This window comes from Mesorhizobium sp. M0830, from assembly GCF_040319965.1.
Classification (GTDB): domain Bacteria; phylum Pseudomonadota; class Alphaproteobacteria; order Rhizobiales; family Rhizobiaceae; genus Mesorhizobium.
Window position 1 is genome coordinate 84853 of record NZ_JAMYOR010000006.1, and the last position, 18419, is coordinate 103271.

An 18419-nucleotide genomic window follows, 5' to 3' on the forward strand; every position below is an offset into this window, starting at 1 on the left:
CTTTCGACAGAGAGCCAGTCCCATGAACGAGGCCGACGCTCTCGATATCGTCCAGTACGCGGTGTGGACGGTGCTCACCGCGTCCGCCCCGGTGGTGCTTGTCGCCATGGTGGTCGGCATCGGCATCGCGCTCATCCAGGCGCTGACGCAGGTCCAGGAAATCACCTTGACCTTCGTGCCGAAGATCGTCGCCATCATGCTGGTGGTGGCGCTGACCGGCCCTTTCATCGGCAGCCAGATATCAGCCTTCACCAACGTCATCTTCGAGCGCATCCAGAACGGCTTCTGAGCGGCAGCTATCCCACTGTCTTGGAACGAGTGCCAAGGCTTGCAGACGGCTGCGGCTAGATTGTCCTTTGCATTCGCGCAGGTCGGTTGCCGACCCGATGCATCTCCTCAGGTCTGGCGGCAGATAAGGCGTGGACCTCCTCTATCCCATTGTTGGACCATGAGCTTTTTCGAAAGACATTCGCCCTTTGCGGCGCCATGCCCTACTTTCGGCAAACGGCCTGAGCAAACGGATCGTCTGACGAATCGGCACGACATGGCAGGAACCACCGATGATTGACGAAAAGCCGGACAGCGAGAGCGTCTCGGCACTGGCGCCCTTCCGGCACGGCATTTTCCGCGCCGTCTGGGGTGCAAGTCTCGTCTCCAATTTCGGCGGCCTGATTCAGGGCGTCGGCGCCGCCTGGATGATGACGACGATTGCCACCTCCCCCTATCAGGTGGCCCTGGTCCAGGCTTCGACCACCTTGCCGATCATGCTGTTTGCGCTCGTCGCCGGCGCCATTGCCGACAGTTTCGACCGGCGCAAAGTGATGCTGGTCGCCCAGACCTTCATGCTGGTGGTCTCGGTGCTCCTGACCCTGTTCACCTATTCCGGCCTGATCACGCCGTGGACGCTGCTTGCCTTCACTTTCCTGATCGACAGCGGCACCGCGCTCAACAGCCCGTCATGGCAGGCCTCCGTCGGCGACATCGTGCCCCGCAACAAGGTGCCGGCCGCCGTCGCACTCAATTCGATGGGCTTCAATCTTACCCGCAGCGTCGGCCCGGCGATCGGCGGCATCATCGTCGCCGCTGCCGGTGCGGCAGCCGCGTTTGCGGCAAACGCGGTGAGTTATATCGGCCTGATCGTCGTTCTGGCGCGCTGGAAGCCGGACGTGCCGGTATCGACCTTGCCGCGCGAGTCGCTGGGTGCCGCCATGGGCGCCGGCCTGCGCTATGTCGCCATGTCGCCCAACATCGGCAAGGTGCTGGTCAGGGGCGCGGCTTTCGGCTTCAGCGCCGGCGCCGTGCTGGCACTGCTGCCGCTGGTGGCGCGCGATGTCGTCAAGGGCGATGCCCTGACCTACGGCATCATGCTTGGCGCTTTCGGCATCGGCGCCGTCGGCGGCGCCTTGATCAGCGTCAGGCTGCGGCAATTGCTGTCCAGCGAGACGATGGTGCGCTGTGCTTTCGCCGGCTTCGCCGTCTGCGCCTTCAATGCCGCCTTCAGCCACCATGCCTGGCAGACCTCACTCGGTCTGCTTGTCGGTGGTGCTTGCTGGGTGATCGCGCTGTCGCATTTCAATGTCACGGTGCAGATGGCCACGCCGCGCTGGGTGGTCGGCCGGGTGCTGTCGGTCTATCAGACCGCGACCTTCGGCGGCATCGCGCTCGGCAGCTGGATCTGGGGCGTCGTCGCCGATGCCCATGGCGCCGAAACCGCGCTGATCGCGGCCAGCATGGCCATGCTGGCCGGCGGCGCCATCGGTCTGCTCTTGCCGCTGCCGCAACAGCAAGTGCTTAATCTCGACCCACTCAACCGCTTCAGGGAACCGCACCTGGCGCTCGACCTCAAGCCGCGCAGCGGGCCGATCGCCATCATGATCGAATACGTCATCCGCGAAGAGGACGTACCCGAGTTCCTCGCCATCATGGCCGAACGTCGACGTATCCGCCGCCGTGACGGCGCCCGCAACTGGACACTGGCGCGCGACCTCGAAAATCCGTCGATCTGGATCGAGCACTATCATACGCCGACCTGGATCGAATATGTGCGCCACAATGGACGCATCACCCATGCCGACGCCGTCATCGGCGAGCGTGTACGGGCGCTGCACAGCGGCGACGAGCCGCCGCGCGTGCGGCGCATGATCGAGCGCCCGACGACCGCCGGCACGGCTCTCGTGATGGCCAAGGGACCGATCGAGCATTAGGCTTAGCAACCGCGCTTGGCCTCCTGGATTCCCTGGGTTACGCTACCCCTCGCCCGACAGGTCCCTGCGCGCCTTGTCGAGTTCCTCGGCGTAGCGCCGCATCAAATGGCCTTCGGTCAGCAGCCCCAGCACGATATGGTCGGTGAAATCCTCGACCACGGCGAGTTCTTCGGCGCCAGCGCGCTGGAAGGTTTCGGCAGCGGCCTGCACGTTCATGCTGGGTACCAGCACCGCGTCCTTGTACTTGGCAAGATCGCGCACCGGCACCTCGCCATCAGAGAGCTCGCTATGCAGTTCGGCCACGATCAGCACGCCGACATAGTGGTCGCCCGCATCGACGGCGATGACGCGCTGGGCCGAGCCGAGCGGCACTTGCCTGCGGAAGGCTGCCAGCGTCGTCGAGGCAGAGATGGTCTTGATATCCTTGCGCATCATCGAGCCGACGGTGAGGCTGCGCATCCAGCCAACGTCGTGGGCGCTGCGGATGGTCTCGCCGCGCAGGTGGAAGCGCCACGTCGAGAACGAGTAGCCGAAGGTTTCCCGCACCAGGATCGCCGACATGAGCGAGGCCGCCAGCACGACACCGGTCAGCGTCAGGTCGCGGGTCGATTCCAGCGCCAGGAAGGTCATCGTCAGCGGTCCGCCGACGACGCCGACGGCGAGCGACGTCATGCCGACGACGGCGGCGACGGCAGGGTCGATGCCGGTTGCCGGGGAGACGACGACCATCACATCCGCAAACGCCTTGCCGAGCAGCGCGCCGAGGAACAACGAGGCAAAGAACAATCCGCCGCGAAAGCCCGATCCCAGCGAGACCGCCGATGCCGCCAGCTTGAGCACGAAGACGCTGGCCACCACGGCCAGTCCGTAATTCATCGAGAATTCGCGATGCAGCGCGCCATGGCCGCTGGACAGCACCTGCGGCGTGATCAGCCCCAACAAGCCGACGACGACGCCGCCGATGACGGGGCGCAGCGACGCATCGATCGACAGCCTGGCAAAACTGCGCTCGATCAGCGTCACCAGATGCATGATGGCGATCGAGGCGGCCCCGCCAAGCAGACCAAGCAGCAGGAACGGCACGTACTGGCTGGCGGTGAGCGGCGGCAGGCCCGAAAGCTCGAGCGGAAACGGCACTCCGCCGAACATTTCGGCGGTCAGCGAGGCTGAGATCGCGGCCGTCATGACCGGCGCGACATTGGCGACCGAATAGATGCCGATGATCAGTTCGAAGCCATAGAAGGCGCCGGTCAGCGGTGCATCGAAGGCGGCCGCTATGGCACCGGCCGCACCACAGCCAACCAGGATGCGGACATCGTTGCGGCGCAGCCTGAAGAAGCGCGCCAGCCGTGACGCCAGGCCGGACCCGACCTGCGTGTAGCCGGCCTCCAGCCCGACCGAGGCGCCAAAACCGCTGGAGATCATCGTCTGGCCGGCAATGATGAAGGTGTCGGTCAGCGACATGCGTCCGCCATAGAGCGCGTTGGCTTCGATCGGATCGATCGGGGTGCGGAATTTCCGGATTCTGAGCCAGGTCACCGTTAGCCCGAGCAGGATGCCGCCGATCGCCGGTACCAGCGCCTGTACCGGACTGGTGAGCGAGAACATGCCTGAAAGCCGACCACCGGGCTGGACGCCGAACAACAGCCCGTGCAGGTCCTGCACGATCTGGCTCATCGCCGTGACCAGTAGGCCCGCCATTACCCCGACGGCGCCGGCCAGGATGACCACCGCTATGCCGCGCGCCTCGAGCAGCGGCACCGATCGGATCAGCACCGCGCGCAGCCGCCGGGCGTAGACTTCGCTGTGGTTTCTGGAAAGCACCGGGGCGGCTCGCCGACATCACAAAAGGCAGTGGAAAGGCCGCCTGATACGCCCGGCGACAGGGCATGGCAACCACAATGGCGACAGACGAGGCGCCATTGTGGCAAACCGATCAGGTCGACATGGGCTCGCCGGCTTCATAGAGCACGAGGTTGCGCTCGCCGATGCCAAGTGCCGGCCAGCTCGCACGCCAGTCCGCAAGGTGCGGCGAGGCGAAATGCGCGTCCAGCGCTGCCCGACCGCTCCAGACTTCCGTGACCCGGATGAGCCCGGCATCGAGCACATCCCGCGCGTAGGAATATTGGACACAGCCGGCCTCGGCACGGCTGGCCAAAACCATGCGCTCCATGGCGGGTTTGGCTTCCTCCAATTTGTTTGGCGGCAAGCGGATGGTGCCGATGATCAGAAGCATGGGTTTCCCTTCTTTGCCAAGCCGGCCCGCACGGCCACCCGCGCATGACCGTTCGAACTAGCCAGTCTCCCACCCTCGCGCAAGCTTGGCGGGCTACCTTCACCAGGCTGTCGCGCGCTCGGCAGTCTATGGTTTTGGGGACGACATGGCGATCAGCGAAAGCATCCAGCCCGGCGCGGTAGCCAAGAACGGCCGCGACGTCTTCTTCGCCATCGGCATCGTCATCATCCTGGCCGTGTTGTTCCTGCCGATCCCGGCCTTTCTCATCGACATCGGCCTCGCTTTCTCGATCGCGCTTTCGGTACTGATCCTGATGGTGGCGCTGTGGATCCAGCGGCCGCTCGATTTCTCGTCATTCCCGACCGTGCTGCTCATCGCCACCATGCTCAGGCTATCGCTCAACATCGCCACCACGCGCATGATCCTGTCGCACGGCAATGAGGGCACGCACGCGGCCGGCTATGTCATCGCCGGTTTCTCCAAGCTGGTGATGGCCAGCGACTTCGTCATCGGCCTCATCGTCTTCATGATCCTGATCGTGGTGAACTTCATCGTCATCACCAAGGGTGCCACCCGTATCGCCGAAGTCGGCGCCCGCTTCACCCTCGATGCCATTCCCGGCAAGCAGATGTCGATCGATGCCGATCTCTCCGCCGGCATGATCGACGACAAGACGGCGCAGCTACGCCGCCGCGAGCTGGAAGAGGAATCCTCCTTCTTCGGCTCGATGGACGGCGCCTCGAAATTCGTCCGCGGCGATGCCATCGCCGGCCTGATCATCACTGCCATCAATATCGTCGGCGGCATTGCCATAGGCTACATCAGGCACGGCATGGGCATGGGCGAAGCCGCCGACGTGTTCATCAAGCTGTCTGTCGGCGACGGCCTCGTAACCCAGATCCCGGCGCTCATCGTCTCGCTCGCCGCCGGCCTGCTCGTCTCCAAGGGCGGCACCCGCGGCTCGACCAACCAGGCGGTGTTCGGCCAGCTCGGCGCCCATCCGCGCGCCCTCTACGTCGCCGCATCGCTGCTGGTGCTGCTCGGTCTGATGCCCGGCCTGCCGGTGTTCCCGTTCTTTGCGCTCGCCGCCGGCATGGCCGGCCTCGGCTACGTCATCCCGATGCGCCACAACCGCGCCCTCGCCGAAGCTGAAGCGATCAAGGACCAGGAGAAGGCGACCAAAGTCGAGGAGGAGAAGAACTCGGTCAAGGCCTCGCTCGCAACCGCCGAGATCGAGCTGCTGATCGGCAAGCAGCTGTCGACGAGGCTGCTGACGTCGCATCAGGAACTGGTTTTCCGCATGGCCAAGATGCGCAAGAAATTCGCCACCCAATACGGCTTTGTCGTCCCGGAGGTGCGCGTCGCCGACGATTTCGCCATCCCGCCGAAGAGCTATCAGATCAAGGTGCACGGCACCGTGGTGGCCGAATACCAGATGCGTGTCGGCGAGATCATGGTGCTGCTCGGCAACCGCGACATGCCCGAAATACCGGGCGAGGAAATTCGCGAGCCGGCCTTCGGCATGCGGGCCTACTCCGTGCTCGAAACCTTCTCTGAAGACCTTAAGCGCGAAAACTACACCTTCGCCGACAACATGTCGGTGCTGCTCACCCATCTCTCGGAGGTCATCCGCAACAACCTGCCGCAGCTTCTGTCCTACAAGGACATGAAGGCGCTGCTCGAACGGCAGGACCAGGAATACCGCAAGCTTGCCGACGAGATCTGCACCACGCACATCTCCTATCCAGGCCTGCAGGCGGTGCTGAAGCTGCTGCTCGCCGAGCGGGTCTCGATCCGCAACCTGCATCTGATCATCGAGGCGATCGCCGAGATCGCACCGCATGTGCGCCGCACCGAGCAGATCGTCGAACATGTCCGCATCCGCATGGCCCAGCAGATCTGTGGCGACCTCTCCGAGGGCGGCGTTTTGAAGGTGCTGCGCCTCGGCAACCGCTGGGACCTCGCCTTCCACCAGAGCCTCAAGCGCGACGCCAAGGGCGAGGTGCGCGAATTCGACATCGACCCGCGCCAACTCGAGGAGTTCGGCCAGGACGCGACCAAGGCGATCAAGAAATATCTGGAAGCCGGCGAACGTTTCGTGCTGGTCACCGCGCCCGACGCCCGTCCCTATGTGCGCATGATCATCGAGCGGCTATTCACCACTCTGCCGGTGCTCAGCCATGTCGAAATCGCCAAGGGCGTCGAGATCAGGGTGCTCGGAACCATATCGTGACCGTGCTCTCGCAAGGCGTCGTCATCGCGGCGTTCCTCGCCTTCTGCCGTATCGGCGCCTGCTTCATGCTGATGCCGGGCCTGTCCAGCGCCCGCATTCCGGTCCAGGTGAGGCTGTTCGTGGCGGTCGCCGCCACTGGTGGCCTGCTCGCTTTCCTCTGGGACAAGATCTTTCCCTTCGTCGATCCGCGCCCGCAAATCCTGGTGCCGATGATCATCTCGGAACTGTTGGTCGGCGGCCTGATCGGCGCGATGACCAGGCTCTACATGGAAGCCTTGCGCTTCATGGGGTCGGCCATCGCCATGCTGATCGGTTATGGTGGCAGCGGCGGACCGGCGATCGAGGAGCCCGAACCCCAGGCGGCGCTTGCAGCCATCATCTCTTTTTCGGCGCTGCTGATGCTGTTCGTCTTCGATTTCGACCACGAGATCGTGCGCGCGCTGGTGTCTTCCTACACAGTCGCGCCGGTCAACATCTTCTTCAACCCCCAGGCCGCATTGGTCGATGTCACCGACACTGTGTCGGACACGTTCTTCCTGGTCATCCGCCTCGGCAGCCCGTTCGTCGCCTATGCCATTCTCGTCAATCTGACGATCGGCTTCGTCAACAAGCTCACCCCGCAGATCCCGATCTATTTCATCTCCCAGCCCTTCATCATCGCCGGCGGTATGATCATCTTCTATTTCGCCATAGGCACAATGCTGTCGCTGTTCGTCGACGGTTTTGTCGACCTGACGCTGGCGAGATGACCATGGCCACGCGCAAGGACCGCCTCAGGAAACTGGTCAAGGTGCAAGAGCAGTTGAAGGCGCTGCACGAAACCCGTCACGCCACCTTCATTGCCGCGGCCAGCAACGCCGAGGCCGAAGCCCGCGATCTGGTCGGGCATTTCGACCAGGCCGGTTCCCTCTCCGGCCTGTTTCCCGATCTCTACCACCGTCGCATCGCCCAAGCCGTCGTCCGCCAGGAGGCGAACCTGGCAAGCGCCAAGCAAGAAGCCAGCCTCATCGCCGCCGCAACCGCGCGTACCAACATGGTCGAACGCGCCTACAAGGAGGTGCGCAACCGCGACGAGCGTGAACGCTCCGACCGCGAGCGGCTGGACCTGATCGCGCAGAAGCGGGGACATGAGAAGTAGGTGGCATCCGCTACCCGCTTGCGCAAACCAGCGAAGCCGCCCCCGAATTTAGGTCCATTCGAAGTGACGGGCCTTTTTGACCAGAGGTCAGTTCGATCAGCCATATTTTTGGTCGCGGCTGATAAAATTTCGCCAACCACCATAGGCGGAGATATCGGACGCGTCCGCTAGGCCGGCGGTCTCTACGAGAAATCCCTTGGCCGCGCTGCCATCCTCGAGTTCGATCGTTCCTACACCGAGTGGCGCCGGAATGGCGGCGACGAAATGACCGAAGGCCTCCGGTCCAAGCCGCCAGACCTCGACATCGATCCGCATGCCGCCATCCGCAACGCGGATCAGGCCGGGTTTCGGCACCGACTGCCCGGCCAGCGCATAGAGCTTGTAGGCGGCGGCGGTTCTTGTGGCGCGCAGGAATTGCGCGCAGAGCTGGTTGAGTTGGCCGTTGAGTGGCATGCCCGACAGATGCGCGCCGACCACCACCAGATCGATCATGCCGTCGCAGGGCGGCGCGGCGGCCGACGGCGGGCCGGGCTGGGGCCAGCCCGTTGCACCGAGCGAGGCGCCGCTCGCCGCATGCAGGTCGCGGGCGAGCGCCGCTGTCAGCGCATCGCGGCCGGCCGGCGCCAGCAAGGTCACGCTCATCGGCAGCCCATCGTCGCGCGTGCCCGTCGGAACGGCGATGCCGCACATATCGAGCAGGTTGACGAAATTGGTGTAGGTGCCGAGGCGGCTGTTGGTCTCGATCGGATCGGCGAGCACAGCGGCGGTTGTGTAATGCGTCGGCGCGGTCGGCACGCAAAACAGGTCGACCGAGGCGATGACGGGAGCAAGCTTTGCCCTGTAGGCCTGCAAGGCATAGAGGCCGCGGAAAGCGTCCGCCGCCGTAAGCTTGCGCGCGCCGCCGATGATCTTGCGCGTCACCGGATGCAGGGCCGCTTCGTTGGCCTCCATGAAATCGCGGATCGCCGCATAGCGCTCGGCCACCCAGGCGCCCTCGTAGAGAAGGTTGGCGGTGGCGTAAAAATCGCCGAAGGGGATTTCCACCAGCCGGCAGCCGAGCCGCGACAGCGTGGCAAGCGAGGCCTCGAAGCCGGCTTGCATTGCCGCATCGCCGAAGAATTTCAGGTCGGCCTTTGCCGGGATGCCGACGCTCAGCACGGGCGGGCGTACGGCGAGCGGCTGGACAGCGATGTCGCGCGAATATGGATCTGCGGCGTCGCGCGCCGCCGCCACCGAGAACACCCGATAGGCGTCGTCGACGGTCAATGCGAACACCGACACGCAGTCGAGCGTGCGGCAGGCCGGCACGACGCCGGCGGCCGACAGCGCGCCGACCGTCGGCTTCAGCCCGACTATATTGTTGAGGCCGGCGGGGATGCGGCCGGAGCCGGCGGTGTCGGTGCCGAGCGCAAACGAGACGATGCCGCGCGCCGTCGCCACCGCCGACCCGGACGAGGAGCCGCCCGGCACCAGCTCGGCGTCGATGGCGTTGCGCGGGATCGGCCATGGCGTGCGCACGCCGACAAGGCCGGTGGCGAACTGGTCGAGATTAGTTTTGCCGACGACCAGCGCGCCGGCCGCCCTCAGCCGCGCCACCACGGTGGCGTCCCTGTCGGGCCAGTAGGTGTATTCGGCGCAGGCCGCCGTCGTCGGCATGCCGACGACGTCGATATTGTCCTTGACGGCGAAGGGGACGCCCCAGAGCGGCTGGGCCACCGGATCGAACGGGCAGAGGGCGGCGGCGGCCGCCAGCAGCGCGGCCTTGTCGGCCAGATGAATGAAGATGCCGGGATCGTCGGCGGCCCTCTGGCGGGCGTGCACCGTCTCGATGACTTCGTCTACGCCGATGCCTGCCCGATAGGCGGCGTGCAGGCTGCTTATGTCGAATCGCAGGTCGCTCATTTGGCCTCCCCCAGAATGATCACCGGCAAGTCCCACTGGATCAGCACGACGCAGCCGTCTTTCGTCCACACCGAATGCTCGGTGCCGACCGGATTGAGCACCACGCTGCCGGTGGCATAGTCGCCATTCTCGTCGCTCTGCGTTCCCTCCAGCACGACGATGGTCTCCAGCCCGACGTGGCGGTGGCGCGGCACGCCGGCTCCGGGCCGGTAGCTGAGGACGGCGACCGACGGCTCCACCGGCCCGCCCTTCAGCAGCCAGTGCACACTGATTCCATCTCGGAAAGGCTCGAACGCCAGATCGCGCCAGCCGCCGTCGAGCAGGCCGGCAAAGGCAAGATTAGGCATTGGCAATTCCCTCGAGTACCTGATCGGTGGTCGCTGTCCAGCCGACGATGGCGCCCTGCGCCCTGATCATGGCGATCGCCGCTGCCTTGAACTCGGGGAAATAGCTTTCCGTCGCGTCCTCGGCGAGCAGGCACTCATAGCCACGGTCGTTGGCCTCGCGCATCGTCGTCTGCACGCAGACCTCGGTGGTGACGCCAGCAAAGACCAGCTGCCCTGCGCCGAGCCTCTTGAGGTCTTCGCCGAAGGAAGTGGCGTAGAATGCCCCCTTGCCGGGCTTCTCGATGACGATCTCGCCAGGCAGCGGCGCAAGCTGGTCGAGGATCGCCGTGCCCGGCTCGCCGACGATCAGCACGCGGCCCATCGGCCCTACATCGCCGATGCGGATCGAGGGATTGCCGCGATTTCGCTTGGCTGGCGGCAGATCCGAAAGGTCCGGACGATGGCACTCCATCGTGTGGATCACCGGCAGGCCGGCGGCGCGAAATCCCTCGATCAGCCGCTTCACCGTCGGCACGATCGCCACGACCCGGCTAACGTCGTTGCCGAGGCTGGCGCCGAAGCCGCCGGGCTCGGCGAAATCGCGCTGCATGTCGATGACGACCAGCACCATGCTCTCACGCTTGAAGGCGAACGGAAACGGCTGCGCTGCGATTTTGGCCATCAATGATGTCCAGCCATATGCGCGCCGATCGTCTGCACGCTCGCCTGCGCGATCGGCGTCTCGTAGACCAGTGCGCCGTCCGACATGACCAGGATGCGGTCGGAGAGTTCGAGCAACTCGTCGAGGTCTTCTGACATCAAAAGCACGGCCGCACCCGCATTGCGCGCCTTCATGATGCGGGCGCGGATTTCGGCCACTGCCGAGAAGTCGAGGCCGAAGCACGGATTGGAGACGATCAGAAGGTCGACTTCGCCGGTGAGTTCGCGGGCGAGCACGGCGCGCTGCACATTGCCGCCCGACAGCGAGGCGATCGGCGAGGATAGCGAGGCGGTCTTGACCTTGAACTGCTCGACCAGGTGGGCACTGAAGGCCTTGATGGCACCGGCGCTGATCCAACTCACCGGCTTGCCATTGCCGTCAATATCGAAGGTGCGGAAGGAGATGTTTTCGGCCACGGTCATCTTCGGCGCGCAGGCGTTCTTCAGCGGCTCCTCCGGAATGAGACGGACGTTGAGCGCACGCGCTTCGGCGCGCGTCGCCGCATAGGCAGTGCCGCGCACCATCACTTCGCCGGCGTCGCGCGGGCGCTGCCCGGCCAGTACTTCGAGGAATTCCTTCTGGCCGTTGCCGGAAATACCGGCGATGCCGACGATCTCGCCGGAGCGCACGCCAAGATCCTCGATCCGGATCGACTTCAGCCCGGTGCGATCAGGCGCCTTCAGCGCCTTGACCTTGAGTACGATCTCGGCGTCCGGCTTTGGCTCGGTCCGGCTGTCGAGCGCTGCGATCGGCTGGTCGCCGATCATCATCGCCGCCATCTGCCTGTGGTCGAGGTCGGCGACGCGGCCGGTCCCGGTGAGCCTGCCCTTGCGCAGCACGCTGACGTCGTCGGCGAACGCCGTCACTTCGTGGAACTTGTGCGAGATCATCAGCACGGTGAGGTCGCCGGCCCTGGTCATGGCGCGCACGAGGCCGAGCACCTCCTGCGCCTCGGCGGGGGTGAGCACCGAAGTCGGCTCGTCCAACACCATGAAGGAGCGGCCGAGATAGAGCTGCTTGACGATCTCCAGCTTCTGCTTCTCGCCAGCGGCAAGCTCGGCCACCTTGACATCGAGCGGAAGCTTGAAAGGCATCCGGTCCATGAACACGGCAAGTTCGTCGCGCTCCTTGCGCCAGTCGATGATGGCAGGCACCTTTTCGCGCGAGATGACCAGGTTTTCCGCGCCGGTCAGCGACGGCACGAGGGTGAAATGCTGGTAGACCATGCCAAGGCCGAGCGCCGAGGCGTCCTGGGGGCTGGCGATTGCCACCTCGCGGCCGTCGACCAGCATCTCGCCGGAGGTCGGATGGTAGAAACCCATCATGCATTTGACCAGTGTCGACTTGCCGGCGCCGTTTTCCCCGAGCAGCGCATGGAATGATCCCGCCGGCACCTTGATTGAAACATCGCCCAGCGCCGTGAAGGCGCCGAAGCGCATGGTCATGCCGATGGTCTCGACGCCGACGGCCTTGTGGCCGGTGATCTTGTTCATCCTCGGTTCCTCACGGCAATTGAGCGACGAATGAGGCCGAGCTCGACACCGCGCCGAAGACGCCGCCCTGCATCTTGATCATCTTGATGGCGGCCAGATGGTTGCCGTAGTCGGTGGCGCCGCAGCAATCCTCCAGCATCACGCATTCGAAGCCGCGGTCGTTGGCCTCGCGCATGGTGGTGTGGACGCAGACGTCGGTGGTGATGCCGGTGAGCACGATGTTGTCGATGCGGCGCCGGTTGAGGATCAGCTCCAGATCGGTGGCGCAGAAGGAGCCTTTGCCCGGCTTGTCGATGATCGGCTCGCCCTCGGCCGGATAGAGGTCCGGGATGATGTCCCAGCCCGGCTCGCCGCGCACCAGGATGCGCCCGCAGGGGCCGGGATCGCCGATGCCGGCATTGATGCGACGCGAGCGCCAGCGCTTGTTGGCCGGCAGGTCGGCGAGGTCGGGCCGATGGCCCTCACGGGTGTGGATGATCGTGTAGCCCTTGGACCGCATCGCCGACAGCACCGACTTGATCGGCTCGATCGGCGCACGCACTAGCGACAGATCGTAGCCCATATGATCGACATAGCCGCCCGGCCCGCAGAAATCGGTCTGCATGTCGATGATCATCAGCGCCGTGTTGTCTGGACGAAGCTCGCCATTGTAGGGCCATGGATAAGGATCGGCGTCGATATAGCGCTGGGTGATACCGGCTCTGGCGTTCATGGCAAAATCTCCGGTCTCATTTGGTTATCGACAGTTCGCCCGGAGCGCCGGCGAGCGAGCGGCTCGGCGACGAGGTGGCGATCATGATGACCAGGGTGAGGATGTAAGGTGCGGCGTAGAAGAGGTAATAGCCTTGCGTGACGCCGACCGACTGCAGCGCCGGCCCGAGCGCCCCGGCACCGCCGAACAGAAGTGCGGCGGCAAAGCAGCCGAGCGGGTTCCAACGCGCGAAGATGACCAGCGCCACCGCCATCAGCCCTTGTCCAGACGAGATGCGCTCAGTCCAGCTGCCGGGATAATAGAGCGACAGATAGGCGCCGCCGATGCCGGCGAGCGCGCCGCCGACGCCGGTGGCGATCAAGCGCACGGTGTTGGGGTTGAGGCCCATGGCGTGCGCGGCGTCGGAACTGTCGCCGACGACGCGCACGATGAGGCCGGCGCGGGTGTTGCGGAAGGCCCACCACAGGAACACCGCAAGAGCGGCGCCGATCAGGAACAGCACGTTGACGTCGAGGGCTGCCTGCACCTGCGGAATGTCGGACCATGCGCCCAGGGGGATAGCCGGCAGGTCGGGCGCCGAGGGCTGGATAAACGGCTTGCCGAAGAAGAAGGCGAGGCCCGAGCCGAACAGCATCAAGGCGATGCCGATGGCGATGTCGTTAACCCCTGGGAATTTGCAGATCCAGCCGTGGAAGAGGCCGAAGCACAGGCCGGCGAAGGCGGCGGCGGCGAGGCCGAGCCAGGGCGAGCCGGTTATAACGGCCACCGCATAGGCGGCCATGGCGCCGAACACCAGCGTGCCTTCCAACCCGAGGTTGATCCGGCCCGAACGCTCGGTGATGGCTTCGCCGAGCGAGACGAAGATGAAGGGCGTGGAGACGCGGATGGCGCCGCCGAGGATGGCGAGCGGCACGCCCCAGAGGCCGATCCCGCTGGCGTCCATCAGCTGCTCCTCTGCCACAGATCGGGGTTGAAGGCCTTGAAGCGGCCGTAGAAGGTCTCGCTGAACAGGATGACGATGAACAGCATGCCCTGCAGCACCAGCACGGTGGCATCAGGCAGGTCCATGCGGCGCTGGATCAGCCCGCCGGAGGCGTCGATCCCGCCGAGCAGGAAGGCGACCGGGATGATGGCCAGCGGATTGTGGCGGGCGAGGAAGGCGACGAGGATGCCGGTATAGCCGTAGCCGGCGGCAAGCGAGGCGTTGGCGCTGCCCTGTACCGCCGCGACCTCGAGCATGCCGGCAAGACCGGCGAAGGCGCCGGCCAACCCGGTGAAAACGACGATCAGCGAGCCGACGGCAAGCCCCTGCACCTGGGCGGCCCTGACGTTGCCGCCGGCGATGCGGGCGGCGAAGCCCCAGCGGGTCTTTTCGATCAGCACCCAGGACACGACGCAGGCGATGACGCCAACGGCAAGGCCCCAATGCACCTCCATGCCCGGCATGTCGCCGATGCGGTAGATATCGGCCAGCGGCTGGGTGGAGGGCTTGTTGAGCGAGGCTGGATCGCGCAGCGGCCCTTCGACGAGCTGGTTCATCAGGGCGATGGCGATATAGGCCATCAGCAGGCTGGAAATGGTCTCGTTGACGGCACGGTAATGGCGGAGCGCGCCGACGGCACCTATCCAGATGCCGCCGGCGGCCATGCCCGCCACGCCCATGACGAGTATCACGATGAAGGAAGGCGCGCCGTCGAGCGCCGTGCCTGCTGCCGCGGCGGCGACGCCGCCGAGCACGATGGCGCCCTCGCCGCCGATAACGACGAGGCCGAGCCGCGCCGGCAGCGCCACGCAGAGCGCCGCCAGCAACAGGGGTGCGGCGCGTGACAACGAGTTCTGCATTGAGAACCACGAGCCGAAGCCGCCACGCCACATCGTTTCATAGAGCTGGACCGGCGACTTGCCGACAGCCAGGATGAAAAGGCTGAACAGGGCCATGCCAACGACCAGCGCGGCCAGCGGAATGACGAAGGCCTCGGCCCGCCGGGCCATCCATTCCAGCGCTGCCGGATGACCCCTGGCGCCGAATGTCACCGGCATGCCGACTTCTGTCACTATCTCGGCCATCGCCCCGCTCCCCTTCGATCAGGCGGTCGAGCCGACGACCCCGGCGACCAGATAGTCCATGCTTTCGAGTTCGATCGCGTTCTCGGGGAAGGCCTGGCCCGCAGTGGCTACAACAGCGCCCTTGTTGCTGTTCAGAGGACCCTTGATGACGGCGAAGCCGCCTTTCATCATTTCGGCCAGCGTGGCGTCGAACTGTTTGCGCGCCGGCTCGCCGACGGCCGGGCCGAGCGGGCTCATCTTGACGAAGCCATCGGCCAGTCCGCCGCGGGTGAAATTGGGCAGCGGGTTGCCGGCGACGAGATCGTCGACGAACATCTTGTAGACCTTGGCCCAGTTCCATTCGGCACCAGTCAGGTATTTCTCGGGCGCCAGTGGGCTCTGGTTGGCGTGGTAGCCGCAGACGAAGGCGCCGCGGCCGGCGGCCGTCTCGACCACGACCTTGGGGCTGTCGACATGGCAGGTGACGACATCGACGCCTTGGTCGACCAGCGCGTTGGTGGCCTCCGCCTCCTTGACCGCCAGGGACCATTCCCCGGTGAAGATCACCTGGCAGGTGATGGTCGGGTCGACGGAGCGCGCGCCGAGCAGGAACGAGTTGATGTTGAGCAGCACCTGCGGGATCGGCTTGGCGGCGACAAAGCCGAGCTTCTTGGTCTTCGTGGTGTGGCCGGCGACGACACCGTTCAGGTACTGGCCCATGCCGATATAGCCGAAATAGGATCCGGCATTCTTCGGATGCTTGTCCTTGTTCCACATGCCGCCGCAATGGCGGAACTGCACGTCGGGGAATTTCGTGCACATGGCCAGCATATGCGGGTCGAAGTAGCCGAAGGAGGTCGGGAAGATCAGCGAGGCGCCGTCGAGGTTGATCATCGATTCCATCGTCTTCTGGACATCGACCGTCTCGGGCACGTTCTCCTCCTCGACAATGGAGAGGCCTTCGATACCCTTCAGCGACGCGGCACCCTCGGCATGCGCCTGGTTATAGCCATAGTCGTCCTTCGGGCCGACATAGATGAAGCCGACAGTTGCCGAAGCGGCGAAGGCGCGGCCGATGGGAAAGGATGCCGACGCGAGCCCAAGTGCGGCTCCGGCGGCGGAAGTCTTGAGCAACTCGCGGCGGTTAAGCGTGAATTTCGCGGTCATAGTGAATGCTCCCCTGTAAGACCCATTTCCGGGTCGGTTAACATGCCGTCAAGAAAGTGCATGCAATCGCCATGCCAATTCTTTCGACGCAATTTATCGAATAAAATCAGTATATACATGAAACGCGCCTGCTCACGTCAAAGGCAATTGCATGCACTTTTTGCCTTGAAACTAGCCAGTTTGACAGGCAGATTAAAATAGAGGCATAAACAAGAAATATCGATTCGACGGTCCGCTGGGCCGCCCAACGAGAAGACCAAACGGAGGAAACTTGTCGGGGAAGCGCAGCTTGATCAGGTCGGGCACGACCGTGGATCAGATGGTGAGGGCGATCGGTGACCGGATCGTCACCGGCTTCTTGCGTCCCGGCGAAAAGCTGGACGAGACTTCGCTCGCCGCGCGCTTCGACGTATCACGCACCCCGGTGCGAGAGGCGCTCGGCCAGCTGAGCGCCATGGGCCTGGTCGAAAGGCGGCCCAACCGCGGCGCCATCGTCGCCGTGGTGACGCAGGAGCATCTCGCCTCGATGTTCGAGAGCATGGCCGAACTGGAAGCGATCTGCGCGCGCTTCTCGGCCGAGCGCATGACCAGCAGCGAGCGCCGCGCGCTCGAGGTCGAGCACCAGGCCTCGGCGCGGATGGTGCGTCTGGGCGCCGAGGAGGACTACGAGTACTTCAACACGGAGTTCCACAGCAGGCTTTATCGCGGCGCCCACAACGCACATATCTACGAAATGACCGTGATGACGCGCAGTCGGCTGGCGCCGTTCCGCCGAGCCCAGTTCATGCTGCCAGGCCGGCTCGCCAAATCCTGGCAGGAGCACGATGCCATCGTCACCGCGATCATGCGCGGTGACGGAGTTACTGCGGGAAACGCCGCCAAGGATCATGTTTCCATCGTCAGCAAGGCCAGTTCCGTCTTTGCGCTCGGCGAGCAGCCAAAGGGCACAAGTACGACAATGCCGGTTACCGCCGGTTGACGCCCACACGCCTTCATCTCGCTTTCCTCCCTTACGCCGCGCAAGCCTGCCACAAGCTTGTTGAGGCATGGTCTGGCTAAGGAAAACCGACAAAAGGCGGACTTTCTTGGCGATTTCTCCACCCAGCGACATCGTTATGGATGTGGCCCGAGCCGTCGACCCGACGGATATTGAAGCCGCCCGCGCCGCGCTTACAAAGCGAGCCGGTGGTGCTGCTGGCGCATTTTCGGTCGGTGACGCCGCTTCGGTGAATGCCGGCTCGATCCTGTCGCGCGCCACCGCCGACAAGGCCGCCGCTTCAACCGACCCCGCCAAGAAGTTCAAGAAGTTCGAGGCCATGGTGCTGCAGACCTTCATCCAGAACATGCTGCCCAAAGACACCGAAGGCGTCTACGGCAAGGGCCTGGCCGGCGACATGTGGAAATCGCAGCTTGCCGAGCGGGTGGCCGACGTCATGGCCGACCGCGGCGGCATCGGCATCGCCAAGTCGATGCTGGCCGACCACTATGTCGAAGGCAAGCGCATCGTGCCGGTCGGCCCGGTTTCGGGCGGGCCGGAAAAAACCGAGATCGATCAACAGAGCAGCCTGTCGACCTCGCTGGTCCACGAATTGCAGCGCAAGGCGGCGCGGTCAATCACCGGTGGCGAGACCACCATCAGGACAGACATCAAGATTTAAGGCATGCCCGGAAGCGGAACCAGTTTTGGAAAGTCATGCTGAACCAAGCAGATAGTGCGTATCCGAGTTCAATCTAACCAGACCGGGATTTCTCATGGCCGACTTTTCGGAATTCACCGCCAACCTGCCAGCACGCACGACCGTGTCGGAAGCGCCGATCCCGTTCGCGCGGCCTGGCAACCTCGCTGCCATCATCGGCCGCATCGAGGACGTGGTTGAGGAAGAGACGGCCGGCATTCGCAACGCCACCGATTATGATCTCAAGGCATCGAACGCCCGCAAGAGCCGCTACCTCTATGAACTGACCCGCGCCATGAAGGGCGGCAGCGAAGCCGAATTTCTCGAACAGCACCGCGAGGGCCTGACCCGGCTGCGCCATAAGCTGGCGAAGAACGAGGCGGCGATCCTGGCGCACCTCAGCGCGGTCAACGAGGTTGCCAACCTGCTGCGGCACGCCATCCAGCGCGCGGAAACCGACGGCACTTATTCGGCCGGCGAATTCGGCTGGGCAAAGGCATGATGCGGGACACAAGGAACGCATCGGCGACCCTGCTCATGCAGGAGGGCAGCGCCGCGTTGCCAT

At 64.6% G+C, this 18419-nt stretch carries 18 protein-coding genes; 8 read left to right on the forward strand and 10 right to left on the reverse strand.

Features of this window, described 5'->3' with window-relative positions:
• The first annotated feature begins 22 nt into the window (after positions 1–22).
• Positions 23–289, forward strand: a complete 267-nt coding sequence (fliQ, locus tag NKI20_RS06120) for a flagellar biosynthesis protein FliQ (protein ID WP_023761707.1) — start codon at positions 23–25, stop codon at positions 287–289.
• A gap of 271 nt (positions 290–560) precedes the next feature.
• Positions 561–2204, forward strand: coding sequence for an MFS transporter (locus NKI20_RS06125; RefSeq protein ID WP_352829123.1), 1644 nt, complete (start codon positions 561–563; stop codon positions 2202–2204).
• Positions 2205–2246: 42 nt separating this feature from the next.
• Here the strand turns inward: NKI20_RS06125 and NKI20_RS06130 are convergent, their stop codons facing one another.
• Positions 2247–4028 carry a chloride channel protein gene (locus tag NKI20_RS06130; RefSeq protein ID WP_352829125.1) on the reverse strand — a complete coding sequence of 594 codons (1782 nt, stop codon included), beginning with the start codon at positions 4026–4028 and terminating at the stop codon, positions 2247–2249.
• A gap of 112 nt (positions 4029–4140) precedes the next feature.
• A complete protein-coding gene (locus NKI20_RS06135; RefSeq protein WP_352829127.1) occupies positions 4141–4440 on the reverse strand; it encodes a putative quinol monooxygenase in 300 nt (99 codons plus the stop codon).
• A gap of 145 nt (positions 4441–4585) precedes the next feature.
• Here NKI20_RS06135 and flhA point away from each other — a divergent pair, with 145 nt between their 5' ends.
• The 3 genes from flhA to NKI20_RS06150 are packed head-to-tail and all read left to right on the forward strand — an operon-like array spanning position 4586 to position 7811.
• On the forward strand, positions 4586–6673 hold the full coding sequence (flhA, locus tag NKI20_RS06140) for a flagellar biosynthesis protein FlhA (RefSeq protein WP_031260872.1): 2088 nt from the start codon (positions 4586–4588) through the stop codon (positions 6671–6673).
• Positions 6670–7422 (forward strand): flagellar biosynthetic protein FliR, encoded by a 753-nt coding sequence (gene fliR / locus NKI20_RS06145; protein ID WP_352829130.1) that lies wholly within the window; start codon positions 6670–6672, stop codon positions 7420–7422. The genes flhA and fliR overlap by 4 nt, the downstream gene beginning before the upstream one ends.
• Positions 7423–7424: 2 nt before the next feature.
• Positions 7425–7811 carry a hypothetical protein gene (locus tag NKI20_RS06150; RefSeq protein WP_352829132.1) on the forward strand — a complete coding sequence of 129 codons (387 nt, stop codon included), beginning with the start codon at positions 7425–7427 and terminating at the stop codon, positions 7809–7811.
• 96 nt (positions 7812–7907) lie between these two features.
• Here the strand turns inward: NKI20_RS06150 and atzF are convergent, their stop codons facing one another.
• Genes atzF through NKI20_RS06190 form a run of 8 tightly spaced genes read right to left on the reverse strand, consistent with a single transcriptional unit; the run spans position 7908 to position 16178 of the window.
• Positions 7908–9713 (reverse strand): allophanate hydrolase, encoded by a 1806-nt coding sequence (gene atzF, locus NKI20_RS06155; protein WP_352829134.1) that lies wholly within the window; start codon positions 9711–9713, stop codon positions 7908–7910.
• Positions 9710–10060: a cupin domain-containing protein gene (locus tag NKI20_RS06160; RefSeq protein ID WP_023759784.1), complete on the reverse strand. Its 351-nt coding sequence runs from the start codon at positions 10058–10060 to the stop codon at positions 9710–9712. The genes atzF and NKI20_RS06160 overlap by 4 nt, the downstream gene beginning before the upstream one ends.
• Complete coding sequence (locus tag NKI20_RS06165) at positions 10053–10721, reverse strand: cysteine hydrolase family protein (RefSeq protein WP_352829135.1); 669 nt, start codon at positions 10719–10721, stop codon at positions 10053–10055. Before NKI20_RS06165 ends, NKI20_RS06160 begins: the two co-directional genes overlap by 8 nt.
• Positions 10721–12253: an ABC transporter ATP-binding protein gene (locus tag NKI20_RS06170; RefSeq protein WP_352829137.1), complete on the reverse strand. Its 1533-nt coding sequence runs from the start codon at positions 12251–12253 to the stop codon at positions 10721–10723. The genes NKI20_RS06165 and NKI20_RS06170 overlap by 1 nt, the downstream gene beginning before the upstream one ends.
• Before the next feature lie 10 nt (positions 12254–12263).
• On the reverse strand, positions 12264–12965 hold the full coding sequence (biuH, locus tag NKI20_RS06175; RefSeq protein ID WP_352829138.1) for a biuret amidohydrolase: 702 nt from the start codon (positions 12963–12965) through the stop codon (positions 12264–12266).
• 16 nt (positions 12966–12981) lie between these two features.
• Positions 12982–13908, reverse strand: coding sequence for an ABC transporter permease (locus NKI20_RS06180; RefSeq protein ID WP_352829140.1), 927 nt, complete (start codon positions 13906–13908; stop codon positions 12982–12984).
• On the reverse strand, positions 13908–15005 hold the full coding sequence (locus tag NKI20_RS06185) for an ABC transporter permease (protein ID WP_352725493.1): 1098 nt from the start codon (positions 15003–15005) through the stop codon (positions 13908–13910). The genes NKI20_RS06180 and NKI20_RS06185 overlap by 1 nt, the downstream gene beginning before the upstream one ends.
• Positions 15006–15050: 45 nt before the next feature.
• On the reverse strand, positions 15051–16178 hold the full coding sequence (locus tag NKI20_RS06190; protein ID WP_352829142.1) for a BMP family ABC transporter substrate-binding protein: 1128 nt from the start codon (positions 16176–16178) through the stop codon (positions 15051–15053).
• A gap of 289 nt (positions 16179–16467) precedes the next feature.
• Here NKI20_RS06190 and NKI20_RS06195 point away from each other — a divergent pair, with 289 nt between their 5' ends.
• The 3 genes from NKI20_RS06195 to NKI20_RS06205 all read left to right on the forward strand — a co-directional run bounded on the left by NKI20_RS06195 (position 16468) and on the right by NKI20_RS06205 (position 18356).
• Positions 16468–17157: a GntR family transcriptional regulator gene (locus tag NKI20_RS06195; protein WP_352599689.1), complete on the forward strand. Its 690-nt coding sequence runs from the start codon at positions 16468–16470 to the stop codon at positions 17155–17157.
• A 67-nt stretch (positions 17158–17224) separates the two neighbouring features.
• Positions 17225–17836 carry a rod-binding protein gene (locus NKI20_RS06200; RefSeq protein ID WP_031260324.1) on the forward strand — a complete coding sequence of 204 codons (612 nt, stop codon included), beginning with the start codon at positions 17225–17227 and terminating at the stop codon, positions 17834–17836.
• A gap of 94 nt (positions 17837–17930) precedes the next feature.
• Positions 17931–18356, forward strand: coding sequence for a hypothetical protein (locus NKI20_RS06205; protein ID WP_023759775.1), 426 nt, complete (start codon positions 17931–17933; stop codon positions 18354–18356).
• The last annotated feature ends 63 nt before the right edge of the window (positions 18357–18419 follow it).